This window comes from Capnocytophaga periodontitidis, assembly GCF_016126015.1.
Classification (GTDB): Bacteria; Bacteroidota; Bacteroidia; order Flavobacteriales; family Flavobacteriaceae; genus Capnocytophaga; species Capnocytophaga periodontitidis.
Genome location: NZ_JAEFDB010000014.1, coordinates 1 through 26657, shown reverse-complemented (window position 1 = coordinate 26657; position 26657 = coordinate 1). Strand labels below are relative to the sequence as shown.

Here is a 26657-nt window from a genome sequence, read left to right as displayed (position 1 = left end):
ACTGATAAATCACATTTTAATTCTGCATTGCACAATGAAAATATTAGTAACAGGTGGCGCTGGCTTTGTAGGTTCAAACCTTTGTGAAGCCTTAGCCAACAACCCTCAAAACGATGTCTATTCATTAGACAATTACTTTACCGGAAGCCGAGACAACCACGTGGCGGGAGTAACCTATATAGAAGGTAGTACCGAACACATTTTCGAGCTCATCAATTTCACCCCCGATTTGATATACCATTTAGGAGAATACTCTCGTGTAGAACAAAGTTTTGACGATATCGATAAAGTGCTTCTGTTCAATAAAATAGGAACTTTAAAAGTGTTAGAGTTCTGTCGTAAACACAATTGTAAATTAGTATATGCAGGCAGTAGCACTAAGTTTGGCGATGGTGGGATTGGCAAAGACCAAAGCCCTTATGCGTGGAGCAAATCCTCTAATACCGAACTGATTATCAACTATGGCAATTGGTATAATTTAAATTATGCCATTGTATATTTCTACAATGTCTATGGCAAGCGCGAAATACGCACAGGCAAATACGCAACCCTCATCGCCCTCTTTACCGAGAAAATGAAGAAAGGCGAACCTCTAACAGTAGTGAGCCCTGGTACCCAACAGCGCAATTTCACCCATATAGATGATATAGTTGATGGATTGCTATTAGTAGGACAAAAGGGCAAAGGCGATGGCTACGGCATAGGCAGCCCCGAAACCTACACAGTCCTCGAAATAGCCCAACTGTTTGGAGGAGAGATACAAATGCTCCCCGAGCGCAAAGGCAACCGTATGACAGCCGAAGTTGTTACCAAAAAAACAGAAGCCCTCGGCTGGAGAGCTAAGAAGCATATAAAAGACTTTATAGAAAAACTAAAGAACTAACAGCTTGAGAAAAGGGGAGAAGATAAATTTATCGTAACTATAGGAATAACAGTGACGTAATCGTTAAAATACCTTTACTTCACTGCTCCCATAGCTCCCAAATCACCCGTGTAGCTCGCACCTCATAAAATACTCTCATTTTCAAACCTATAAACAAAAAAATCTCTTCTCACCTAAAAAATATTTTCATAAATTCGTAAATAATTAAAATATTTTTGTACCTTCGCGCCTCAAAAACATTTTAACACCTTTTAACATTTACCATTTATGATGAACTTTTTAACACTCAAACAATTCTCCCCTAAACGTTTGCTCAAAGGAGACGACTATGTACAAAAAGAAACCGATAGCATCCACAATGCCCTATTCCTACCCGTGACTGTTGTCTCTTCATTTGTATACTATGCCGCCCACACCGATATCGAAAACAAAATCCTCTTCTATTTAGCTGGCGTTTTTGGAGTTATCTACTACATTCTCGTTAGGCTCGTCTTCACCTATCGTTTGCAAAAACACTTAGCTCTAACAGTGCCTAACTATCAGTTCAAGTGGAGCTTATGGTACGTCAATTGGAGAGACGAAGCTCTACAACAAGCGTGGAAAGAAAAACTACAAGCTGTGCGCAAACGCGGAGATCTCACTAACGAAAAACACCTGCGAATACTGCACACTTACCAATGCCACAACACCGCACACTGGGCTTATGCAGGGCTGTTCCTACTCATAGTCATAGGAATCTTTTGCGCATTTCTATTAGCAACCACCAAATCCCACCACAAACTCACCGAGTTCAACCGCAACCGACGCCGAGCACTCTCCGCAAGAGTACAACACTTAGCAAAAACCTCTACCGATAACAACCAACTCACCCTCAAAACATTGGTATAACACCTTTACTATAATTCTATTATCTGTAGGTATGATTTTTTGAGACATCTATAACAATAATTAGAAAAATAGACTCATCTCACAACAAAAGATGAGTCTATTATTTCTTCTATCACATCACATACTAAACAAAAGTATCATATCACGCATTTTTTCAAAGTATATCACAACAAATTCTTATAAAATCGTGCATTTGCAGGAAAAAAGCTAAAAGGAACTTTTTTAATGACATAATTTTTATAAACAAACATAGGTATTATTCAATAATAATTTTGTACATTTGCGATCTGAATACTATTCATCTTGTCTACAAATCTAAAAAACAACAAAACCTACACTTACAAATAGTTGTATTATTTTAGAATGTTTAAAGACTCAAAAATATTTTAAGTAGTTATAGACTATGCTAAACATCGAGAATTTTATAGCAAAATACGTTACCAAACGCCCTGAAAGTATGTTTCAGACTGATTTGCACACCCATCAAGCAGCACTAACTAAGGCTATTGAGGGCAAGAGCGTATTGGTAATTGGTGGCGCAGGCTCCATCGGAAGCTCATATATCAAAGCCTTACTACCTTTCAAACCTAAAACTTTGGTAGTAGTAGATATTAGCGAAAACGGACTTACCGAACTCACTCGCGAGTTGCGCAGTACTTCCGCCTTTACAGTGCCTACCGACTATGTAACCTACCCTATGAATTACGCCGATGATACTTTTGTAAAAATGTTCAAAGCACGTGGTGGTTTTGATATAGTGGCTAACTTTTCAGCTCATAAGCACGTGCGCTCGGAAAAAGATAAATATTCGGTAGAAGCCTTACTCAAAAACAATGTTGTAAACGCTAAAAAATTCTTAGATTTATTATGTGACTATCCTCCTGAACACTTCTTTTGTGTATCGACCGATAAAGCAGCGAACCCCGTAAATATAATGGGAGGTAGCAAAAAGATAATGGAAGATATGATAATGGCTTATGCTCATAAGTTCCCCGTAACTACAGCGCGTTTTGCTAATGTAGCCTTCTCCAATGGCTCGTTGCCAGCGGGTTTTTTAGAGCGTATTGCCAAAAACCAACCTCTGTCAGCCCCTTCGGATGTGACTCGCTATTTTGTATCGCCTGAGGAAAGCGGTCAGATTTGCTTAATGGCTTGTATATTAGGCACTACAGGACAAATATACTTCCCTAAACTGAAGAAAGAACAAGTACTCACTTTCTCCGAAATAGCCACCCAACTACTTAAAGATTTAGGCTATGAACCCCTTGAATGTAAAAGTGAGGCAGAAGCTATAGCTAAGGCTGAAAGTAGGAAGGAAACAGATAAATGGTATCCTGTTTATTTCTCAAAAAGCGATACCACTGGTGAAAAACCTTACGAGGAATTTTATACTGAAGGAGAACAAGTTGCACTAGATAGATACGCCTCATTAGGAGTTATCAGTTTGCAATCATTTAAAAAAATAACTGAAATAGAAAGTTTTATAGATAAGCTAACCCAACTATTTGACAATCCTGCTACCGAGAAAAAAGACATTACCCTGCTGATGAAAACATTCTTAGTAAATTTCGACCACCAAGAAATAGGAAAGTATTTGGATAGCAAAATGTAATTAGAAAATTAAGGCAATGAACATATCCGAAACCATATCCTTTATACGCGACCTTTACGGCGAAAAAGAAGCTTTTATCCCTCTACACGCACCTACTTTTGCTGGGAACGAAAAAAAATATTTAGAAGAGTGCATCGATACTACTTTCGTATCAAGTGTAGGAAAGTTTGTAGACCTCTTCGAACAAAAGGTAGCTGAATATACAGGGGCTAAATACGCTGTAGTATGTGTAAATGGTACAAATGCCCTCCACATAGCACTAAAACTCAGTGGGGTAGAAGCTGGTGATGAGGTAATTACTCAACCACTGACCTTTATAGCTACTACCAATGCTATTGTGTATGCAGGAGCAGTGCCCGTATTTGTAGATGTCGATAAAGATACTATGGGGCTCTCTCCTACCTCTTTAGAGCAGTTTTTGCAAACAAACGCTGAACTACGAGGTAATGAATGCTACCATAAACAAACAAACCGACGTATCAAAGCGTGTATGCCAATGCATACCTTTGGGCACGCCTGCCGTATAGAAGAAATTATAGCTATCTGTAAACGTTATCATATAGAAGTAGTAGAAGATGCTGCCGAGGCTATGGGTAGCTATTATAAAGACAAACATTTGGGTACCTTTGCGAAAATAGGAGCTATCTCTTTCAACGGTAATAAAACTATTACTACAGGTGGAGGCGGTATGATACTCACCAATGATGAGGCTATAGGTAAACACGCTAAACACCTCACTACCCAAGCCAAGTTACCTCACGCGTGGGAATTTGTACACGATGAAATAGGTTATAATTACCGTATGCCCAATATCAATGCTGCCTTAGGGGTAGCCCAATTAGAACAGTTAGATGGCTTTTTAGCCAACAAACGCACTACAGCCGAAGCTTATAAAGCTTACTTTGAAAAACAAGGGATTGCATTTTTTGCCGAACGTGAATACGAAAAATGTAACTATTGGCTCAATGCCATTATCTTAAACAACAAAGAAGAGCGTGACGCTTTCCTTACCGAAACAAATGCAAAGGGTGTAATGAGTCGCCCAATATGGCAACTAATGAACCGACTACCAATGTTTAAAGATTGTCCTAAAACCGACCTTAGCAACGCCGAATGGTTGGAAGCAAGAGTAGTGAATATACCCAGTGGAGTAAGAGGTAAATAGAAGAAAAACTATGATAGAAAAAAATAAATACAATTCTAATAACCCTTTGAAAATAGGTTATTTTGCTGATGGAATATGGTCTCATAATGCTTTTAGAAAACTTATTGCTGATAAGGATATCAGCATACAATTTATATGCGTAAGATTTGATACTAAGGACAATACTCTATATCAATTCGCAAAAGAGAATAATATTGACTATTTAAAACACTCAAATATCAATTCAAGAGAGTTTATAGACAATATTAGTAAGTATAATTGCGACCTATTTGTTTCAATGTCTTTTAATCAAATTTTTAAAAAGGAAATTATAAATCTTCCAAAGCTAAAAACTATTAATTGCCATGCAGGTAAGCTCCCTTTTTATAGAGGAAGAAATATACTGAACTGGGCATTGATTAATAACGAAAAAGAGTTTGGTATCACAGTGCACTTTATGGATGAGGGAATAGATACTGGGGATATTATTTTACAAAAAACATTTCCTATTAGTGATTCTGATGATTATAACACTTTATTAGAGGTAGCTCATACAAGTTGTGCTGAGGTATTATATGAAGCTATTTTGTTATTCAAAAAAGAAAATGGAATCCAACCTATAAAGCAGACAACTATTCACCCTATTGGCTTCTATTGCCCACAAAGGAAAGAAGGTGATGAAATATTAGATTGGAATCAAACAAGTAGAGATGTATTTAACTTTGTAAGAGCCATTACCTTCCCTGGCCCCATCGCAAGAGCCTTTTTAAACGGTAAAGAAATGAAAATAAGGCGTGTTTGCGAAATAAAAGATGCTCCCACTTACAAAGCAACTATAGGAGTTATCTTAAATAAAGAAAAAGACAGTTTTATAGTAAAAACAAAAGATAGTTTTATTAAAGTTATAGATTTTGAATATGATGAAAAATTTAGAGTGGGAGACAGATTTGAGACAAAATAAAGTAATAGTTATAGCCGAAGCTGGCGTTAATCATAATGGCGATATCACCAAAGCCAAAGCCCTTATTGATAAAGGAGCTGAAGCTGGCGTGGATTATGTGAAATTCCAAACCTTTAAAGCAGGCAACTTGGTAACTAAACAAGCAAAACGTGCAGCTTATCAAGATAGAAACACGCAAGATAATGACACGCAGTATGAAATGCTTAAAAAATTAGAGCTTTCGCAAGCTGTTCATCAAGAGTTGATTGACTATTGTGCCCAAAAAGGTGTACAATTTCTTTCTACTGGATTTGATATAGAATCGTTGGAATTTTTGGCTCGATTAGGAATTACAATAGCTAAAGTTCCTTCAGGAGAGATTACCAACCTGCCCTATTTAAGAAAAGTAGCAACTCTTTTTACTGAAGTGATACTCTCTACAGGAATGGCTACGATCACCGAAATAAAAGACGCCATAAAAGTGCTGACTGATAATGGGGTAAGTAAAGATAAAATCACCGTATTGCATTGTAATACGGAATACCCCACCCCTATGGAGGATGTAAACCTAAAAGCGATGCTCCATATCCATCGAGAATTAGGAGTGCCCGTAGGTTATTCCGACCATACTTTGGGAATAGAAGTCCCCATTGCAGCTGTAGCCTTAGGAGCTATGGTTATTGAAAAACACTTTACCTTGGATAAAACCTTACCTGGTCCCGATCATAAAGCCTCACTTGAACCTGAGGAACTAAAAGCTATGGTAATAGCCATTCGCAATATAGAAAAAGCTATAGGAGGTTCAGGACTGAAAGAAGTTTCAAAATCTGAAGCTAAAAACAAACCTATTGTGAGGAAGAGTATTGTAGCTGCTAAAAAAATAGTGAAAGGAGAGTCTTTTACCATTGAGAACTTAACAGTAAAACGCCCTGGCACAGGCATTTCTCCTATGCAATGGGATGAAGTAATAGGTAAAACAGCTAAAAAAGACTTTGAAGAAGACGATTTGATTGAACTATGAGAAAGATTTGTGTCATAACCGGAACAAGAGCCGAATTTGGCTTGTTATATTGTACTATAAAAGCAATTGAAGAAGACAAAGATTTGCAACTGCAGTTGATCGCAACAGGAATGCATCTTTCCCCAGAATTTGGCTTAACTTATAAAGAAATTGAAAAAGCAGGATTTACCATTGATAAAAAGATAGAAATCCTCCTCTCTTCCGATACTCCTATAGGGATTTCCAAAAGTATGGGGTTAGCAATAATTTCTTTTTCAGAAGCTTTTGCTGAAATGAAACCTGATATCATCTTAGTATTAGGAGATAGATTTGAAATCTTTTCAGCAGTAAGTGCAGCTATGATAGCTCGTATTCCAGTTGCACATTGTCACGGAGGGGAAGCTACAGAAGGATTGATAGATGAACCTATTAGACATAGCATTACTAAAATGTCCCAAATACATTTTTGTGCTACTGAAGCGTATAAAAAAAGAATTGTACAGTTAGGTGAAAACCCTAATAAAGTATTTAATGTAGGAGCTTTGGGACTTGAAAATATTGCTAAACTGAAACTCTTATCTAAAGAAGATTTTGAAGCCTCTATTAATTTTAAGTTAGATAAAAAATACGCCTTTTTAGTTACTTTTCATCCTGTTACTCTTGAAAAATCAACCTCTGGTGAACAAACAAAACAACTATTGGACGCTTTGGACAAAATTAAAAATTGCAAAATAATATTCACTAAAGCAAATTCCGACACCGATGGGCGAATTGTAAATCAAATGATTGATGAATATGTAGCTAAAAACACTTCAAAAGCTGTATGTTTTACCTCTCTGGGGCAACTGCGTTACCTTTCTGCTTTGCAATATGTAGATGCTGTAATAGGAAATTCTTCAAGTGGATTACTTGAGGCTCCTAGTTTCAAAACCGCTACTGTAAATATAGGAGATAGACAAAGAGGTAGAATAATGGCTAAAAGTGTGATACAATGTAATAACTCGTCTCAAGATATTGAAGCGGCTATTAATAAAGCAATTTCAAGTGGATTTAAAGAGCTGTTAAGGACTGTAAAAAACCCGTATAAAGGAGTAGAAGATCCTTCAAAAGAAATAGTAGAGGTTTTAAAAAGTATAGATTTAAATGATATACTTAAAAAACAGTTTTATGATTTGTAACAAATGAAAATAGTTTTTATCGGTACTGTTGATTTTTCATATCAAGCTTTGGAAGCATTGATAGTAAATGGGTTTGACATAGTAGGGGTCATTACTAAAAAGAAATCAGACTTTAATGCTGATTTCTGTGATTTAACTCCCTTGACTGAAAAATATCATATCCCTACTTTTTTTAGAAAAAAAGATAATGAAGAAGACATTATTTCTTTTTTAAAAGAAAAAAATCCTAATGTAATTTATTGTTTTGGTTGGTCTCATATACTCCCTGCCGAGATATTGTCTATTCCAAAATATGGAGTAGTAGGATTTCATCCTGCCGAACTTCCTAACAACAGAGGTCGTCACCCCTTAATATGGGCTATTTTCCTAGGATTAAAAAGAACCGCAAGCACCTTCTTCATAATGGATGAAGGGGCAGATACAGGAGATATTATTTCACAAGAAATAGTAACTATAGAGGAGTCCGATACAGCAGCTACTCTTTATAAAAAAATAACTGATGTAGCTATAAAACAAATTATATCTTTTTCTAAAGAATTTGAGTTAAAGGGCAATGATATAGAGAGGAGAAAGCAAGATATAACAGCAGGAAATTCGTGGAGAAAACGAGGGAGAATAGATGGACAAATTGATTTTAGAATGTCATCTGAGGCTATCTATAATTTAGTAAGAGCTTTAACTCATCCTTATGTAGGGGCGCATCTTATACTAAGTGATGAAAAAGAGGTGAAAATTTGGAAAGTAATTAAAAAAAGTTGTAACTTTGCAAACTGCGAACCAGGAAAAGTTTTAGATGTCGAGGACAACAAAATTCTTGTAAAAACTTATGATGGAGCAATTCAAATTGTAGAACACGAGTTCTCTGAACTCCCAAAAAAAGGACAATACTTATGAGAAATATTGTAGTCATTTCAGCACACCCCGACGATGAGATTTTAGGAGTTGGTGGCACCTTACTAAAACACAAGAAAAATGGAGATAAAATATATTGGCTTATTACTACCAATATATTTGAAAACCAAGGTTTTTCCAAGCAACGCATTAGTAACCGACAAAAAGAAATTAAAAAAATTTCTGAAGCATTGAGTGTAGAAAAGGTCTTTATGTTAAACTATCCTACAATGTCCCTCTCTACAAGCACTCTCATTGAGATGGTGCCAAAAATATCAAAAATCTTTATTGAAATTGAACCTGAGATAGTATATTGTTTGAATCGTTCGGACGCTCATTCAGATCATAGAATTACATTCGATGCTGTAATGGCTTGCACCAAATCTTTTAGATATCCTTTTATAAAACAAGTACTTATGTATGAATGCATTTCAGAAACAGAATTCGCTCCTCAATTGCCCGAAAAAGTATTCATACCTAATTATTTTGTAGATATTTCTTCTTTTTTAGAAGAAAAAATGAATCTAATGAAAATATATGAGTCTGAACTTGGAAAGCATCCTTTCCCTAGAAGTTTAAAAAATATAGAAGCCCTAGCTACTTTCCGTGGTGCAAGTGTAGGTGTAGAATATGCAGAGGCTTTCCAGCTTATCAAATATATTGATAAATAATGAGAACTGACATTTTAATACATAAAAACAAAAACTTAGTAGAGGGGCTACAACATCTCAACAAGTTGCGCAACTTAAGCCGGCTTATCCTCTTTGTAGTAGATGATAATGAGAAGGTTGTAGGATCTGTCACAGATGGTGACATACGCAGATCTATCATCGCTGAACAAAACCTACAAAAAACTCTAGGAGAGATTGCAAACCCAGATTTCAAACGACTATACCAAAAAGATTCCTATCAGAGTTTTGAGAAATATAGAAAAAGCGATATAAAAATCCTTCCTATTCTCAATTCAGAAGAGAAAATGGTAGACTTTATAGATTTAGAATATATCAAAGCTCAACTTCCTTTAGAAGCAGTAATTATGGCAGGAGGGCGCGGTAAACGCCTCAGTCCACTCACTGATACTATGCCTAAACCAATGTTGCGATTAGGTGATAAACCCATCATAGAACACAACATAGATAGGCTCATTAGTTTTGGAATCAAAAAAATTTATATATCAGTAAAATATCTTGGTGAGCAGATAGTAAACTACTTGGGTGATGGTAGCCAAAAAGGAATTACTATAGAATATGTATGGGAAGACGAACCCTTAGGTACGGCTGGTGCTTTAGCTCTGATAAACAACCTAAATACGGAACATATTTTGTTGATGAATAGCGACTTGTTTACCAATGTAAATTTCGAGTCTCTTTATTTAAAGCTTATCAATGAAAGGGCAGATATGGCAGTAGCTTCTACTGAGTATAAAGTAGATATCCCTTATGCTGTATTTGAAACCCAAGAAGGACGAGTAATGAACTTTAAAGAAAAACCTAGTTTTATATACCACTCAAACGCTGGTATTTATATACTCAAACGCTCCTTGATTGCTAAAATAGAAAAAGGCAAGTATTGCGACATCACCGATGTAATGGAACAATTAGTTACTGAAGGGGGCAAATTGGTATACGACCCCATCATAGGCTATTGGATAGACATTGGTAAAACTGTAGACTATGAGCACGCACAAGAGTTTATTAAACATTTAGACCACTAAATAATGTATAATAACAAAAAAATATTAGCTATCATCCCTGCACGAGGAGGTAGCAAAGGATTACCAGGTAAAAATATAAAACCGCTATGTGGTAAACCTTTGATAGGGTGGAGTATAGAGCAAGCCCATGCAAGTGAGTATATTGATGAAATTTTTGTTTCAACTGATAGTGCTGAAATAGCTACTGTGGCTGAGAGTTTTGGAGTAAAAGTCCCTTTCCTAAGACCCTCAGAATTAGCAACAGATACCTCTCCCTCCTCTGCTTTTGTCCTACATACAATAGCATATTATCGTACCCAAGGACAGGAATTTGACTATATACTCCTATTAGAACCCACCTCTCCTTTAAGAAAAAAAGGAGATATAGATAATTGTATTGCTCTTCTAGAAGAGAATAGTGTAGGAGTTGTTAGCTTGGGGGAAGTGCATACAGAACATCCTTTTATAGTAAAAACAATAAAAGATAATAAAATAAGCCCTTTTATAGAAGATTCTAAAAAAGTTACCCGAAGACAAGACTTATCTAAAGCTTATTTTCCTTATGGCGTATCTTACTTAGTAAAAACAAGTTATTTTGAAGAAAAAAAACTCTTCTATAGTGAACTTTCAATACCTTACTTTATTGAACGTTGGCAAAACTACGAAGTAGATGATATCTACGATTTTTTGTGTATAGAAACAATTCTAAATTATAAAAAGAACGATATACTATGAAATTTTTAGTAATTGGTTTGGGATCAATGGGTAAAAGGCGTGTGAGATGTTTGCAAGCCTTACAGTATACTGATGTAGTAGGCTTTGACCCCCGAGAAGACCGAAGAAAAGAAGCAGAAAATAAGTATCATATAAAAACGGTAAAATCCTTAGACACTGAGGATTTGTCTAACTTTGATGCTTTTATTATTTCTACTCCTCCTAATTTGCATACCTACTATGCAAAAATAGCAATTGATTATAACAAGCCAGCTTTTATAGAGGCAAGTGTCATTATTGAAGAAGTAAAAGAAATGCTTGATTACAACCAAAACAATACTTTTATTGCCCCTTCTTGTACTTTCCGTTTTCATCCTATTATAAAGGATATTACTAAGATTATAAAGAGTGAAAAGTATGGGAAAGTAACCAACTTTTCATATCATTCAGGACAATATCTACCCGATTGGCATCCTTGGGAAGGAGTAAATGACTTTTACGTTTCAAAGCGTATTATGGGGGGAGGAAGAGAAATTGTACCTTTTGAGCTAACTTGGATAGTAGATACCATAGGTTGGCCTATTTCAGCTAAGGGAGTCTTTGAGAAAACAATTGATTTTGGTTGTGAAATAGAAGATTCCTATGCTTTTACTTTAAAATACGCCGATAAGGTAGGTACAATTCTTGTAGATGTAGCCTCTCGTTATGCTGTTAGAAACTTGATAATTAATCTTGAAAAAGCCCAAATACAATGGAAATGGGATGAGGCTACTTTCCATTTGTATGAAGTAGAAAATGGCAGATGGATACATTTTGAACAACCTCAATTTGAATCTGCTTCAGGATATAACAAGAATATCGGTGAGAAAATGTATATTGATGAAGTGAATAGCTTCATAAAGGGAATTGAAAACCCTAAACACTATCCCAATACAGTTCAAGACGATATAAAAGTACTAGAATTATTAAATCAAATAGAAAAATCAGATGGAGGTTTCTAAAATGAATTATAGTCAACGACTCAATAATCTAATCCCTGGTGGTTGTCACACTTATAGTAGAGGAGATGACCAATACCCCGAAAATGCCCCTCAAATATTTGAAAGAGGTGAAGGTGCTTATCTTTACACCCCCGATGGGAAAGAATTCTTAGACTATGGTATGGCTTTGCGAGCTATTACTTTAGGCTATGGTGAAAAAAGAGTTGCCAATGCTGCTATTGAGCAAATTTGGAAGGGAAATAACCTTACACGTGCCTCAGTGATAGAATTAGAAGCAGCTGAGGCGATGGTAGACCTTATACCAAGTGTAGATATGGTAAAGTTTGCTAAAAATGGATCAACAGTTACTTCTGCTGCCGTGAAAATGGCACGTGCCTATACAGGTAGGAAATATATCATTCGCTGTTTGGATCACCCTTTCTTTTCTTATGATGATTGGTTTATCGGAGATACAGTGCTTACTCGTGGTATTCCTAAAGAAAACTATGAGCACACAGTACACTTTAGATATAATGATATAGAGTCATTAGAGACTTTGTTTGCTCAACACCCTAATCAAGTAGCTGGTGTAATTTTAGAGCCTGCCACAGGGGAGCATCCTAAAGATAACTTCTTGCAAAAAGTAAAAGAATTATGTCATAAAAATGGAGCTTTATTTATCCTCGATGAAATGATAACAGGTTTTCGTTGGCATTTGCAAGGAGCACAGACTTACTATAATGTAGAGCCTGACCTTTGTACCTTTGGTAAGGGTATGGCTAATGGTTTCTCGGTAGCAGCCCTATGTGGTAAACGAGAGTTTATGAAAATAGGAGGTATCAAAGAAATTGGAGCAGAACGTGTATTCTTAACCTCTACTACTCACGGCGCCGAGATGTGTGGTTTAGGAGCTTTAGTAGAAACTATAAAATTCTATAAAGAACACAAAGTGGTAGATCATTTATGGAACTATGGTAGAAAATTAGTTTCAGAAATGAATGCTATTGCAAAGGAATTACAAATAAGTGATTATTTTGCAGCTACAGGAATTGAATGTTCTCCTAACTATATCACAAAAGATACTAATAAAGAAGTATCATTGGCTTTTAGAACACTCTTTTCGCAAGAAATGATTAAAAATGGGGTTTTAATACCTTGGATTGCTATTTCGTATGCCCATACTGATAAAGAATTAAACAGAACTCTTGAAGCTGTACGGAAATCATTACAAGTGTATACCAAAGCACTCAATGAAGGAGTAGATAAATATCTAGTAGGCAGCACTATCAAACCTGTATTTAGAAAATATAACTAATGAAAATAGCCTTAGTTTCACTCAACCAAAGTTGGGAGAATAAAGCCGAGAATAAGCAAAAGGTAGAAAAAACATTAAATCTTATTACTGAACATTGCTCTGATATCAATTTGGTAGTATATCCTGAAATGACCCTCACAGGTTTTACAATGGAAAGTCAAAAGGTGAAGGAAGATGAATTTTCGTCAGAAACGATTACTTTCTTTCAAGAACAAGCTAAAAAACATAATGTATCTATAGCTTTCGGAGTTGTTCTGACAAAAGGAGATAAAGCTACTAACAACTTGGCTGTAGTAAACAATCAAGGTGTCTTGCTAACTACTTATGCTAAAATACATCCTTTTTCGTATGCTAATGAAAATGATTTTTACCAAGCAGGTGAAGAACTGAAAAAGCTAACTATCGCAGGAGCTACTATAGGCCTAACCATCTGTTACGACTTGCGCTTCCCTGAACTTTACCAAGCATACTCTAAAGATTGCTCGGTGATACTAAATATAGCCAATTGGCCTGAGCGTAGAGTACCCCATTGGTGGGCACTTATCAAGGCAAGAGCTATAGAAAACCAAGTGTTTATGGTGGGTGTAAATCGTATAGGGAAAGATGGCAAAGGATTGTTATATGTAACCTCATCGCACATTGTGTCACCTTATGGTGAAGTGCTGAAAGGAAAGTCTCTTTCAGAAGAAGTAACCCTATATGAACTCAATCTTGAGGAAGTAACTCAATATAGAACAGAGTTCCCAGTGAAAAACGATAGAAAAACAACACTGTACAAAAATATATTATGAGCGACTTAGTAAAAGACAAAATAGTAGTAGTTACTGGCGGTGCTGGTTTATTGGGCAAAACCTTTTGTCAAGCTATAGCCGATAACGGAGGTATTGCTGTGGTAGCAGAGTATGATATTACCATAGCTGAGAAACTATGTACTTCATTAGGAAATGCCTGTATAGTACCTGCACAAGTCGATATTACTGATAAAGCTTCTGTTGAAGCTCTTATCAATAATATTTCCAAAAAATATGGCAAAATAGACGCTCTAGTCAATAGCGCCTACCCTCGCAACAAAAACTATGGCAAACACTTTTTCGAGGTAACTTATAATGACTTTTGTGAAAATATAGGAATGAACTTAGGAGGTTACTTCCTTACCTCTCAACTGTTCGCTAAATATTTTTATGACCAAGGTTATGGTAATATCATTAACTTAGCTTCTATTTATGGGGTCATAGCTCCACGTTTTCAAATTTACAATAATACCCCAATGACTACACCTGTAGAGTATGCCGCTATTAAATCGGGCTTAATACACCTCAGCAAATATATGGCTAAATACTTTAAAGGAAAAAATATTAGAGTAAATACAATCTCTTTAGGTGGTATAGAAGATAAACAACCTGAGCCTTTCTTAAAAGCGTATAGAGAGTTTTGCTTAAACAAAGGAATGCTCAACGCTAAAGATATTTCTGGCACTGTACTATACTTGCTTTCTGATTTATCAGAGTTCGTAAACGGACAAAATATAGTTGTAGACGATGGTTTTACATTATAATCAGATTGAGAGAAAAATATGAGGCGCCTACTAAAAGATAGTACCATTTACTTAATAGGAGAAATTATCTCAAAAATAATCCCTTTTCTGTTGATTCCTTATTTATCTAGAAAATTAGGAGTTGCAGGGTATGGAGAACTTTCTTATTACCAAACTTATACAGCTTTGTTTGTTATTTTATTTGGATTGGTACAAGAAGGTTCTGTTACTCGTTATTTCTATTTTTATGGAAAAAATGCTTTAGACTTAATTGTAAGAACCGGTTATCTTTATACAATCTGTATCGCCTCTTTAAGCTTTTTAATATGCTTATTCTTTAAATCCGAAATATTATTATATTTAGTTCTTGCTGCTGTTTTTGAGGTGTTTGTTACAGTTCAATTGAGTATAAGGCAATGTCAAAAACAAGCCTTTTCTTATGTTGTTATTCAAATATTATCAGGAGTATTATCTTTGTCCATCACTATATTTTTATTAGAGTTCTTTCAAACTAATCTGGTTGAAAAAAGAATTTTAGCTATACTTACCTCCAATGCTTTAGTGTTTGTAATATCGTATTTCTTTTTGTATAGAACGAAAGTAAAGAAAAGAAAGTTTAGTTTTAATAACTATAAAACAGCTTTTCTATATATTTTGAGTCTAGGTTTACCTATGATCTTTCATCATTTGAGTTTCTATATAAAAGGACAAGTAGATAGAATTTTTATATATCATAAATTCACAGAAACAGATTTAGGCTTATATGCAATGGGCGCTAATATAGCAATGATTTTAATAACACTTATAGGAGCTATTAACAAAGCTACTGTACCCTATTACTATGAGGCTATAAAGAAAAATGGAATCTCTTTGCAACAAATACATAAATGGGCATTAATATCATTGTTAATTCCTATAATCATTAGTTCTATTATTTCTATAATTCCTGAGTCTCTTATCTTATGGTTCTTAGGAAATCAATTTTTAGGAACAAAATACTATATAGTAATTTTTTCAATAACGGCAACCTTAGCAATCCCTTATGCTTTATTAGTTAATTATCTGTTCTATTATGGTAAGAACAAACAAATTGCTTTCTGTTCTATACTTTCAACACTAATTTATATAGTAGCATTAATCTGTCTAACGTTTACAGATATTAAATATATTCCTTTTGCAAGTATTTTAGCTGCGTTATCTATTTTGCCTATTCTATACTTTTACACTAAAAAGATAGATTTAAACAATAATATTTCTAATGAAAATATCAATAATTAAAAGAAGAATCAAACTTGTTTTTCAAACCTTTGAATATTTATTAAAAATAATTCTATTTTCAAACTTTAAATCAAAAAGACAACTATTAAATATCAGTGAAAGAAAACAAAACACAAAAATCAGAATTTTAGGTAATGGTAATTCTTTAAAACAAGGAGGATTTATTGATAGAGCTTATGATTATATGGTTCTGAATGACTACTTTCTTTCAGAAAGTTATTATGAGGTAAAACCTCTGTATTATTTAGTAGCAGATCCTTATTATTTTTACACAGAAGAAGGAATTAACAAAATAAAAGATATTACCTTGATTACTAATTGGGAAATGTATTTGTTTGTACCTTATATTAAAGGAAAAAATTCATTTTTCAAAAAAATGGAAACTGATTATGTAAAAATTTGTTTGTACAACTCATCTCCTTTTGAAAGTTTTATAAGTATAAAGCAGTTTTTTTTCAATAAAATGCTTGCAATGCCTATTGTCCAAAATGTACTTGTAGGAGGAATTATGGTTTCTATTTGGTTAGGCTATAAAACTATTGAATTATATGGAGTTGAACACTCTTGGTTAGGATTATTATCTGTAGATAAAGATAATAATGTACTCATTCAAGATAAACATTTCTATGATAAAAAAGAAGTTTCTAAAACTGTTTTCAAAGGGCTTGATGGTAAACCTTGGAAATTGCACGAAGTATTATATGCCTATGGTAGAATGTTTGAATCTTATTGGGAAATAAATGATTATATCAAAGGTAAGAATATCAACATCATCAACAAAAGTCCCAATTCTTTTATAGATGCCTTTAAAAAAGATTAAAATGAACAAGTTAAAAAATATAATAAAATTCTTTTATTATCTATGTAAATACAACGTAGATTTTACGTGTGTTTTTGGCATTCAAAAGAATAACATATTTACCAAAAAAGTAAATTTATACCTTCCTTATTGCATCAATAATTGTGAAATTGGTGACTATACTTATATAGCCAAAAACGCTACTATATCCTATACCAAGATAGGAAAATATTGTTCAATAGGGCCTAATTTTCTGTGTGGATGGGGAATACATCCTCTCAATGGAATTTCAACCGCCCCTATGTTTTATTCTACAAGAAAACAAAATGGATATACGCTATCAAAAGAAGATAAAATAGAAGAACGAAAACCCATTGTAATAGGAAATGATGTTTTTATAGGTGCCAATGTAACTGTTTTAGATGGTGTTACCATAGGTAATGGGGCAGTTATAGGAGCAGGTGCTGTCGTTTCAAAAGACATTCCTCCTTATGCTATAGCAGTAGGTTGCCCTATAAAAATCATTAAGTTCAGATTTAATGATGAAATAATAAATAAGTTAGAATCTATCCAATGGTGGAACGACGATACTAACCAAGTTCTTATAGAAAAATACTTTTTTGATGTCGAAAATTTTATAGAAAGTTATACCCAATGAATACTCCCCTCATCACCATCATCACTGTATCCTATAATGCCGTAAAGGATATTGAAAATACGATCCTATCGGTACTCAACCAAACCTACCCTAATATAGAGTATATCATCATAGATGGAGGTAGTACCGATGGCACTCTTGATATCATCAAAAAATATGAGGATAAAATTTCCTTTTGGGTAAGTGAGCCCGATAAAGGCATTTATGATGCTATGAATAAGGGAATTGTAAAAGCTACAGGGGTGTGGCTCAACTTTATGAATGCAGGTGATACCTTCTATAATGAACAAGTATTAGAAAAAGTATTTAAGGATAATGATTGGAGTGACGCCGATGTAATCTATGGAGACGTAGTATATGTATATCCTAATAAAGAGGATTTTAGAAAAGCATTATCTATTAACAGAATGAAAAAAAATATTCCATTCTGTCATCAAAGTGTTTTCGTACGAACAGAACTTCAACAAAAACATCTATTTAATACAACCTATAAAATCTGTGCCGATTACAAAGTCTTTTTTGATCTTTACAATGAACATTATAAATTTAAATACAAAAATATAATTGTGTCTAAATTTTTATTTGGAGGATGTTCTACAAAATCAGCAGTGAGTGTATATTTAGAAGAATGGCATATTTCAGGAGAAAAAAATAACTTCCATTTTATCTGTAGAATTATCTGGAGTTTTTGTAAAGAAAGCATTAGAAATTTATTTAAATAAGCAACTTAATGGCAATTTATTGGGTAATATGGGGATTTATTGTATTGATGAACTTTTTAAAAGCTGATAAGGTATCTAAGTTTTTATTAGGTTTATTCTCTATATTCCTTGTCTTCTTTATAGGATTTAGACACGAAGTAGGAGGCGATTGGTATAATTATCTCGCTATGTTCGATTTAATATCTAAACTCCCCTTTTTAATATCAATCATTTTCACTGATGTAGCCTATGGAGCCATCAATTGGGCTAGCTTTCAATTAGGTTATGAAATTTATACAGTCAACTTTATTTGTGCCATTATTTTTTGTTGGGGAATCTACAAATTCTCATCTGCTTTTAAGAATTTTTGGCTACCAATTTTAGTTCTTTTTACATATACCATTGTAGTTGTTGCTATGGGCTATACTCGGCAAGGGGTTGCTGTAGGTTTAGTGTGTATGGCTTTTGCTTCATTACTAAAAAAGCCTAAAAAAAGAGTGTATTTCTTTTGGATATTTATGGCTATGCTATTCCACAAAACAGCTGTAATAATGTTTTTCTTTATGCCTTTAATCAACAGTCGCATTTTTAGAAAAAAATTCTTTTTCTGGCTGTATACTATTATTTCCTTTGGTCTAATTTTTTCTATTCTTTGGTTATCGCAAAAGGCAGATAATTTGTATTTAAACAATAGTGTCGATTCTTCAGGAGCTATAAGGCGTATGGTAATGCACCTCATCCCCTTAGGAATTTATGTTATTTACTATAAGAAATTTAAAAAAACATTAAATTCTATTATTCAACTAATGGATTTAGTATCTATAATGGTTTTCTTAACCTTCCTATTAACTTTTGTTTTCTCTACATTAGCCGATAGGTTAGGCTTATATTTTATTGTTTTTGATGTTATTGTCTTTACTAAATTTGCTGAAATACTAACAAATAGAAGTAAAAAATTATTGATCTTCTTGTTAACTGTACAATATACATTTGTTTTTTATATTTGGCTTTATTTCTCAACTTGGGCACCTATTGCTTGGAACTATAAAAACATACTATTTTAATAGCTTTTTAAACAATGAAAATCCTACATATCATCAATAATCTAAATACAGGGGGAGCTGAAAAACTCCTTGTTGAAACCTTACCTTTGTATGAGAAGAAAAATATTGAGGTTGATCTACTTTTATTAAGCAAAAAGGAATCTCCTTTTGAAAATTTATTAAATAATACCTTAAAAGGAAGTGTTTATCATTCAAATATAAAACACCTATATTCACCCTTACAAATTTTCCAAATAATTAAATATATAAGAAAAAAGAAATATAATATAGTTCACGCTCATTTATTCCCTACTTTCTATTGGCTTTCTTTAGCTAAATTATTTTTTAGGTTTAAAACTCCTATTATTTTCACAGAGCATAACACTCATAACAAACGTTTAGGGAGTGCTGTTTTTCGATGGATAGATAAATTAATTTATCGCCAATATTCAAAAATTATTGCTATTACTCCTCAAGTAGAACAAGTGCTAATTCAAAAGTTGAATATAAAAGAAAATAAAATAAAGGTAGTCTATAATGGAGTAGATATTACTAAATATAAAAATGCTAAAGTTTATAATAAAGAAGATTTTTTTGACAAGGACTCTATAATACTTATTCAAGTCTCCCGCTTCCATCCTCAAAAAGATCAAAAAACACTTATCAAAACTTTGGCTTTATTACCAGATACATACAAGCTATTATTAGTAGGTGATGGTGATACTCAAGAGGAATGCAAACAATTAGTGCAATCACTTTCCCTTCAAGAACGAGTACAATTTTTAGGAAACAGGACTGATATTCCTTCTCTTTTAAAAACAGCCGATATTGCAGTACAATCCTCACATTGGGAAGGTTTTGGACTTACAGCTGTAGAAGCAATGGCTGCAGGCAAACCTATAATAGCAAGTGGTGTGATTGGTCTTAAAGATATAGTGTCAGGCTATGGATTAATTTTTGAAAAAGGGAATGAAAACGATTTGCTTCAAAAAATACAATCTTTAGCCAATAAAGATTATTATAAACAAATCTCACAAAAATGCTCTCAAAGAGCCGAAGATTTCCAACTTACAACAATGGTAGAAAAAACGGTAGCGCTCTATCAAAAACTCACAAATTCCATAAAATGAAAAAAATAATCATCCTCGATACGCTTTCTAAAGATGTATTCCTTTTTAGAAAACACTTGATACAATTTTTAGTAGCTCAACAATACATCGTGTATATAATGGCTACCGATTTTACTCCTGCTACTAAAGAAAAAGTAATACAATTAGGTGCAACTCCTATAGATTATACTTTTGATAGAGGGGGGCTCAACCCTTTTGCTGACCTTAGGAATATGAAGCTCCTCCAAAAAACTTTTGCTAAAATACAACCAGATGTACTGCTTGCTCGTGCTTCAAAACCTGTGATTTTTGGCACTTTAGCAGCGAAGAAAGCTAAAGTACCAAAAATTATAGCAATGCTTGAAGGCTTAGGATATACTTTTACAGAACAACCTAACGGGCAATCTCTTAAAGCTAAAATTATCAAAAAAATTCAAGTATTTTTATATAAAATAGCGCTCCCTAAGGCTAATATAGTGTTATTCTTAAACCCTGATGACCCACGAGATTTATTAGATAGGTACCATATAACTGTAAAAAAACGAGAAGTATTAGGTGCCATAGGGCTTGATTTTGGAGATTATCCCTTTTCAAATGCTCCTATCTCTCCTATTTCATTCATTTTTATTGCACGTCTTTTGCGCGAAAAAGGAATTTTTGAATACTTAAAAGCTGTAGAAATAGTAAAAACTAAATATCCATCTGTTATTTTCAAAATAATTGGAAGTTTTGATTCAGAGAATCCAGGAGCTCTGAAAAAAGAAGAATTAGACAAATACATTCAAAAAGGCTTTATCACCTACCCTGGCTTTGTAAACAATGTAAATCAATGGATAACTGAAAGTTCTGTGTTTGTTTTGCCTTCTTATCGCGAAGGTGTACCCCGCAGCACTCAAGAGGCAATGGCAATAGGGCGTGCTGTAATCACTACCGATGTACCGGGCTGCCGTGAAACTGTAGTAAATGGCAAAAATGGCTTCCTTATTCCTAAATGGGATGTCGAAGCTCTTGTGCAAGCTATGCAATATTTTATAGAAAACCCTGCCGAAATCAGTCGTATGGGTATGGAAAGCTATCAAATAGCTTTAGAAAAGTTTGATGGAGAGAAAGTGAATGAAAAGTTATTAAAAATTATAGAGTCATAACTTGTTATATTTTTTCTACTACCGCAAGTTTATAGCTCGTACCTTGGTAAATCTATAGAACTTCTTCAGATGTCCTCCAAGAGTCCTAAAGTCCTCCAAAGAGGATATACGAAAACTCTTAAATTCACCTTTACAACGTTACAATTTGCCAAAGTTTCACACTTATATTTGAATTGTGTTATGTAGAGGTGTTTCACAAACACCCACACAAATAGAGCTTTTCAAAACTTCTCACAATTCACTTTTCTGTTAAAAAACACACCATTTATAATATTTTTTGTATCTTCGCGTTTCAAACACTAAACATTCATCGTCCTGATGCTACTCTCTATTGTCATCCCCACATATAATTCAGCTTCACATATAGCCCATTGCCTTTCTCTTATACAGCAACAATTAGGGAAAAATCAGCTCTACGAAGTGGTAGTCATAGATGGTAAATCTACCGATGAAACCCTAATTATTGTAGAGAGTTTTACCAAAAAAATCCCTCAATTGAGATGGATTTCTGAAAAAGACAAAGGAATTTACGATGCAATGAACAAGGGTATTGCCCTCGCTCACGGAAAATTTCTCTATTTCTTAGGCGCCGATGATGAAATTACCTTCACTATAAACCAAATAACCCCAATATTGCAAAACGAGAACACCATCTATTACGGCAATGTACTTTTAAAAAACACACAAACACTATACGACGGCGCGTTTACAACCGCCAAACTCATAGAGCAAAATATATGTCACCAAGCAATTTTCTACCCTAAGAAAATAGTAGAACAACACCCGTATAATCTAAAATACAAGTTATTAGCCGATTATGAGTTAAACCTAAAACTCTGGTCAAAATACAAATTTGAATATGTAGAACTCACCATAGCCGTATATAGCAACGATGGAATTTCTACCCAAGTGAAAGATGTACAATTTAAAAGTGATTTCCTTTCTATACTCTATAAGTATTTGGGAATAAAATATGTAATAATAAAAATATACAACAAACTTAAAAGAACACTACAATGAAATATATAGCCTTCTATTTCCCTCAGTTTCACTCTATAGAAGAAAACAACCAATGGTGGGGACACCAGTTCACCGATTGGGAGTTGGTACAAGCCGCTCAAAAATATGCTGAAGAACAACAACAACCCCGAATCCCTTTGAACAACAACTACTACGACCTTACTGAAGCTGAGGTAATTGCTTGGCAAACTCAATTAGCAAAAAAATACGGCTTAGCAGGCTTCAATTTTTACCACTATTGGTTTGATGGCAAACTATTATTAGGCAAGCCTATGGAGTTGTTTTTGGCAAACCCTAACAACAACCTCAACTTCTGTATCACTTGGGCAAACGAAACTTGGACAAAACAGTGGATCGGTAGCTCCGAAATACTGATGGAACAAAAACATTTAAACGATAAAGATCTTTGGCAACAACATTTTGATTATTTGTTACCTTTTTTCAAAGACCCTCGCTATATTACCATAGACCACAAGCCTGTCTTTTGCATCTATCGCCCCGAACTCAATAAACATCAAACCCAATGGATGAACTTCTTCAACCAAAAAGCTCGTGAAAATGGTTTTGAAGGCATCTATTTTATCGGAATGAAATCCTATGACCTCGATAGAGAAGACGAAGTGTATAACAGCTTCCAAGCTAAAATGCTCTTTCAACCTCGCTATTTGTTCAACAAAAAGTTCTTCCAACGCAAATCGTGGGTATCTGCAATAGAAAAAAAACTGAGACGTTTGCCTGAAAAAATGCAATTCTGGATAGGCCGACTCAAATTTAAAATGGAAAAAAGCCAAAAAGTAGATTATGTAGCTTTTGGTGAAGCCCTCTTAGCCTTAGCACAACAAACCCAAGATAAAACCTATCAATCAATTATTGTAGATTGGGATAACACTCCCCGATACAAAAATCGCTCTAAATTCTTTGTAAATGCTACTCCTGCTAATTTTGAACACTTTTTAAAAGAACTCTCTCTTATCGAAGCTGCCAAAGGAAATGAATTTGTATTCATCAATGCTTGGAATGAATGGTCGGAAGGCGCTTATTTAGAACCTGACACTACTTATGAGTACCAATATTTAGACGTCATTAAAAAATTATCGGAATGAAACTCTCTGCCTCTATAGTGTTATATCAAACCGACCTCACCCCTTTAAAAAAAGCAATCGATAGCTACTTCGCTTGTCAAAGCAAGCAGTTACAGCTATTCCTTGTCGACAACTCACCCACCGATGTGCTGAAAGAAGTAGTAACGATGTACCCCGATAAGGAAATACACTATATTTTCAACAACGAGAATATGGGGTATGGCAAAGCTCATAATATTGCTATCAAAAAATCTATGGAGCAAGGGCTGCCCTATCACATAGTCTTAAATCCTGATATTGTCATACAAAAAGGCACCTTAGAAAAACTCACTCATTATATGAATGAGCACCCCGAGGTAGGCAATATAATGCCAAAAATCATCTATCCCAATGGTCAGCTGCAATACCTTTGCAAACTCCTACCTTCCCCTCTCGACCTCATTTTTAGGCGTTTTATCCCTTTTAAAAAATGGAGAGACAAAAGCAACAAACATTTTGAGTTACACAACTTTAGCTATAACCAAACGATGAACATCCCTATACTCTCAGGCTGCTTTATGTTCTTGCGCACCGAAGCCCTTGAGAATGTAGGATTATTTGATGAGCACTTTTTTATGTATATGGAAGATTTCGATCTCAACCGTCGTATCCATCGTGCCTACAAAACCATCTTTTTCCCCGAAGCCGTCGTTGTACACGAATATCAAAAAGCATCCTATAAAAATATCAAACTATTGAAAGCCCATATCAAATCCGCTATTTATTACTTCAATAAGTACGGCTGGTTTTTTGATAAGGAAAGAAAGAAAATCAATCAAAAAACCTTAAAACAAATCTTAGAAAAGGACTAAAAACTTACTATGCTGAAAAAGAATACTTATCGCCCCGACATCGATGGACTTCGCGCTTTAGCGGTTTTAGCCGTTGTATTATTTCATTTAAGTCCAACGCTCTTGCCCAATGGCTTTCTGGGAGTGGATATCTTTTTTGTTATTTCAGGATTCCTAATTACCACTATTCTCTATCGTGAGATGGAGCAAAACAACTTTTCGTTTGCCAATTTCTACAATAGGCGCATCAGGCGAATTCTTCCTGTTTGTTTTGTAGTGATAGTTGTAGGGTTATTGCTCACACGATGGCTCTTCTTAACCAAAGATTTTTATAGCGTTGCCAACAGTGCAGTAGCTTCTGTTTTCTTTCTGTCTAACTTCTATTTTGCAAGAGTAGGAGGCTATTTTGATATTGCCACCGAAGAACGCCCCTTCAATCATATATGGTCACTATCTGTAGAAGAACAATTCTATTTCATTTTTCCTCTATTGTTGTGGTTAGTGTTTAAAAGTAAGTTCCTCAGAAAACATATCATAGCTGTATTACTCTCAACAATGTTTTTCTTGCTATGCCTCTCCTTCTTACCTTTAGAGAAAATAGGCATACACTTAGATGCTTACTACCTCCCTCATTTGCGAATGATAGAGTTGCTCACAGGCTCATTATTAGCTGTAATCTTGTGCTTAAAAGGCAATCATTTGTCAGTACAAATGTCTAATATATTAGGTAGTAGCACTTTGGTAATAGTCATAGCTTGCTTGTGTATCAAAGGCATTTTTGTTCCTCCTTATTTCCCAGGGGTAACTTCACTCTTGTTGTGTGTCCCTACAGCGCTACTAATTGTAGCTAATGAAAAAGGAAGCTATGTGAAAAAACTATTTTCAATACCACCTATAGTGTGGATAGGAAAACTCTCGTACTCTTTATACTTATGGCACTGGGTTATATTAGCAATGTGTAGGTATTTTTTAGGAGTAGGCGACTTACCTCTAAAGGTCGCTTTAGGGGCTTTTATACTAATGTTCTTACTTTCAATCATCACCTATTATTTTGTAGAACAACCTTTTAGAAAGAAAAAATACACTTTCAAGAAGAGCTTTTTGTATTTATACCTATTGCCTCTTATTGTAGTGATTGCCATTAGTTACAGTCTGTATCAAGCAAAAATTCCCGAGCTTCAAAAAACTTCATCACACTTTCCACCAGTAGTGTGTGAAAAATGTAGTTCCTCAAAAGATACCTTGCAAACATTAGGTGATACGAAAAACCTTTATCCTAAAAAAATCCTTTTTGTAGGCGATAGCCATACCTCTCATTTATCCCCTTTCATAGATATAGTAGGGAAAAAGGAAGGTTGGAAAGCCGATGTCCTATCAGCAGGAGCTTGTCCATCGCTATTAAACACTCAAGGGTGGAAACCTACAGCCGAATGCCAAAAGGCACTCGATTACTTGCAAGAACACTACCTCCAGTACAATGTTATCTTTTTAGTAAACTCATATACTACCGATAGAGAAAATATCCCTGCATATACACAAAAGTTCATCGCTACGATACACACCTTGTTAGCGGCAGGAAAAGACGTTTATGTGCTAAACTCATCAGCTAATTTTGATTATGATGTTCAAAGAAACCAAAAGCTCAAAAAGCAACTAGGAATCCAATACTTTACCTCTCTTAGAGGAGAAAAATACAAGAAAAATTACAAACGTTGGGAAAGATTTGCCTACACTCTAAAAACTGAATTCCCTACCCTCCATATAATAGACCTCTCTCATTACATCCCTAATGATGGTTGTATAGCAGGAAAACCAATAATGTACGACACCAATCATTTCAATACCTACGGAGCTCAACAAATAGCAGCTCTTTTCATAGCAAATGGAGAAAAACTCCTTAAACTTGAGAGTAGGCGATAAATCATAAACTTTGTCAAAGTCCCAAAACTTTGACAAAGTCTATAAATCTGATAATCAATTACTTTTAGTCACATTGTAGGGGCGTTTTGCAAACGCCCTCTCAAGAAAAACTTTTAGGACAGCCTCAAATTCGTGGAAGATTAAAAATATTTCACTGATTGTTAAATAATTACTTAGGCCGAACTCACGTTAATATAACGTCAGTTCGATATAACAGAGCATTGATTTACAGCTTTGTAACATAATATATTCACAAAATAATTCACCGTCAGGTGAAAATTCGTGAGATAATAAAAAAAT

The 26657-nt window shown here is 34.5% G+C and carries 26 protein-coding genes; all 26 read left to right on the top strand.

From position 1 onward, the window contains the following. Window positions 1-34: 34 nt before the first annotated feature. The gene (locus tag I7X29_RS13870) at window positions 35-883 is read left to right on the top strand and encodes an NAD-dependent epimerase/dehydratase family protein (protein WP_009413015.1); all 849 of its coding nucleotides are present in this window, start codon (window positions 35-37) and stop codon (window positions 881-883) included. Between the two features lie 267 nt (window positions 884-1150). Further along, window positions 1151-1771 (top strand): hypothetical protein, encoded by a 621-nt coding sequence (locus tag I7X29_RS13865; RefSeq protein WP_198475510.1) that lies wholly within the window; start codon window positions 1151-1153, stop codon window positions 1769-1771. A 403-nt stretch (window positions 1772-2174) separates the two neighbouring features. Continuing rightward, window positions 2175-3383 carry a UDP-N-acetylglucosamine 4,6-dehydratase gene (locus I7X29_RS13860; protein WP_198475508.1) on the top strand — a complete coding sequence of 403 codons (1209 nt, stop codon included), beginning with the start codon at window positions 2175-2177 and terminating at the stop codon, window positions 3381-3383. 16 nt (window positions 3384-3399) lie between these two features. Beyond that, window positions 3400-4548 carry a LegC family aminotransferase gene (locus tag I7X29_RS13855; RefSeq protein ID WP_198475506.1) on the top strand — a complete coding sequence of 383 codons (1149 nt, stop codon included), beginning with the start codon at window positions 3400-3402 and terminating at the stop codon, window positions 4546-4548. Between the two features lie 10 nt (window positions 4549-4558). Beyond that, complete coding sequence (locus tag I7X29_RS13850; RefSeq protein WP_198475504.1) at window positions 4559-5488, top strand: methionyl-tRNA formyltransferase; 930 nt, start codon at window positions 4559-4561, stop codon at window positions 5486-5488. Continuing rightward, window positions 5445-6488 carry an N-acetylneuraminate synthase gene (neuB, locus tag I7X29_RS13845; RefSeq protein WP_288869619.1) on the top strand — a complete coding sequence of 348 codons (1044 nt, stop codon included), beginning with the start codon at window positions 5445-5447 and terminating at the stop codon, window positions 6486-6488. Before I7X29_RS13850 ends, neuB begins: the two co-directional genes overlap by 44 nt. Beyond that, entirely contained in the window at window positions 6485-7645 is a 1161-nt protein-coding gene (gene neuC, locus I7X29_RS13840) for a UDP-N-acetylglucosamine 2-epimerase (RefSeq protein ID WP_198475502.1), read from the top strand. Before neuB ends, neuC begins: the two co-directional genes overlap by 4 nt. Window positions 7646-7648: 3 nt before the next feature. Beyond that, a complete protein-coding gene (locus I7X29_RS13835) occupies window positions 7649-8539 on the top strand; it encodes a formyltransferase family protein (protein ID WP_198475500.1) in 891 nt (296 codons plus the stop codon). After that, window positions 8536-9207, top strand: a complete 672-nt coding sequence (locus I7X29_RS13830) for a PIG-L deacetylase family protein (protein ID WP_198475498.1) — start codon at window positions 8536-8538, stop codon at window positions 9205-9207. The genes I7X29_RS13835 and I7X29_RS13830 overlap by 4 nt, the downstream gene beginning before the upstream one ends. Then, a complete protein-coding gene (locus I7X29_RS13825; RefSeq protein ID WP_198475496.1) occupies window positions 9207-10250 on the top strand; it encodes a nucleotidyltransferase family protein in 1044 nt (347 codons plus the stop codon). Before I7X29_RS13830 ends, I7X29_RS13825 begins: the two co-directional genes overlap by 1 nt. Before the next feature lie 3 nt (window positions 10251-10253). Next, window positions 10254-10964, top strand: a complete 711-nt coding sequence (locus tag I7X29_RS13820; RefSeq protein ID WP_198475494.1) for an acylneuraminate cytidylyltransferase family protein — start codon at window positions 10254-10256, stop codon at window positions 10962-10964. Next, window positions 10961-11944 (top strand): Gfo/Idh/MocA family protein, encoded by a 984-nt coding sequence (locus I7X29_RS13815; protein WP_106096271.1) that lies wholly within the window; start codon window positions 10961-10963, stop codon window positions 11942-11944. Before I7X29_RS13820 ends, I7X29_RS13815 begins: the two co-directional genes overlap by 4 nt. Before the next feature lies 1 nt (window position 11945). Beyond that, a complete protein-coding gene (locus I7X29_RS13810) occupies window positions 11946-13238 on the top strand; it encodes a glutamate-1-semialdehyde 2,1-aminomutase (protein ID WP_106096656.1) in 1293 nt (430 codons plus the stop codon). Further along, a complete protein-coding gene (locus I7X29_RS13805) occupies window positions 13238-14029 on the top strand; it encodes a nitrilase-related carbon-nitrogen hydrolase (protein ID WP_198475492.1) in 792 nt (263 codons plus the stop codon). The genes I7X29_RS13810 and I7X29_RS13805 overlap by 1 nt, the downstream gene beginning before the upstream one ends. After that, a complete protein-coding gene (locus tag I7X29_RS13800) occupies window positions 14026-14793 on the top strand; it encodes an oxidoreductase (protein WP_198475490.1) in 768 nt (255 codons plus the stop codon). Before I7X29_RS13805 ends, I7X29_RS13800 begins: the two co-directional genes overlap by 4 nt. Window positions 14794-14811: 18 nt before the next feature. After that, window positions 14812-16050 (top strand): oligosaccharide flippase family protein, encoded by a 1239-nt coding sequence (locus tag I7X29_RS13795; protein WP_198475488.1) that lies wholly within the window; start codon window positions 14812-14814, stop codon window positions 16048-16050. Then, on the top strand, window positions 16031-16870 hold the full coding sequence (locus I7X29_RS13790; protein WP_198475486.1) for a hypothetical protein: 840 nt from the start codon (window positions 16031-16033) through the stop codon (window positions 16868-16870). The genes I7X29_RS13795 and I7X29_RS13790 overlap by 20 nt, the downstream gene beginning before the upstream one ends. A 1-nt stretch (window position 16871) precedes the next feature. Then, window positions 16872-17507, top strand: coding sequence for a CatB-related O-acetyltransferase (locus I7X29_RS13785; RefSeq protein ID WP_198475484.1), 636 nt, complete (start codon window positions 16872-16874; stop codon window positions 17505-17507). Next, a complete protein-coding gene (locus tag I7X29_RS13780; protein WP_198475482.1) occupies window positions 17504-18229 on the top strand; it encodes a glycosyltransferase family 2 protein in 726 nt (241 codons plus the stop codon). Before I7X29_RS13785 ends, I7X29_RS13780 begins: the two co-directional genes overlap by 4 nt. Window positions 18230-18237: 8 nt before the next feature. Then, entirely contained in the window at window positions 18238-19272 is a 1035-nt protein-coding gene (locus I7X29_RS13775; RefSeq protein WP_198475480.1) for an EpsG family protein, read from the top strand. 14 nt (window positions 19273-19286) lie between these two features. Then, window positions 19287-20381 (top strand): glycosyltransferase, encoded by a 1095-nt coding sequence (locus tag I7X29_RS13770; protein WP_198475478.1) that lies wholly within the window; start codon window positions 19287-19289, stop codon window positions 20379-20381. Further along, window positions 20378-21505: a glycosyltransferase family 4 protein gene (locus I7X29_RS13765; protein WP_198475476.1), complete on the top strand. Its 1128-nt coding sequence runs from the start codon at window positions 20378-20380 to the stop codon at window positions 21503-21505. Before I7X29_RS13770 ends, I7X29_RS13765 begins: the two co-directional genes overlap by 4 nt. A gap of 318 nt (window positions 21506-21823) precedes the next feature. Beyond that, window positions 21824-22525 carry a glycosyltransferase gene (locus tag I7X29_RS13760; protein ID WP_198475474.1) on the top strand — a complete coding sequence of 234 codons (702 nt, stop codon included), beginning with the start codon at window positions 21824-21826 and terminating at the stop codon, window positions 22523-22525. Beyond that, window positions 22522-23628: a glycosyltransferase WbsX family protein gene (locus I7X29_RS13755; protein WP_198475472.1), complete on the top strand. Its 1107-nt coding sequence runs from the start codon at window positions 22522-22524 to the stop codon at window positions 23626-23628. Before I7X29_RS13760 ends, I7X29_RS13755 begins: the two co-directional genes overlap by 4 nt. Next, window positions 23625-24458 (top strand): glycosyltransferase family 2 protein, encoded by an 834-nt coding sequence (locus tag I7X29_RS13750; protein ID WP_198475470.1) that lies wholly within the window; start codon window positions 23625-23627, stop codon window positions 24456-24458. Before I7X29_RS13755 ends, I7X29_RS13750 begins: the two co-directional genes overlap by 4 nt. Before the next feature lie 9 nt (window positions 24459-24467). Next, on the top strand, window positions 24468-26357 hold the full coding sequence (locus I7X29_RS13745; protein ID WP_198475468.1) for an acyltransferase family protein: 1890 nt from the start codon (window positions 24468-24470) through the stop codon (window positions 26355-26357). Window positions 26358-26657: the final 300 nt, after the last annotated feature.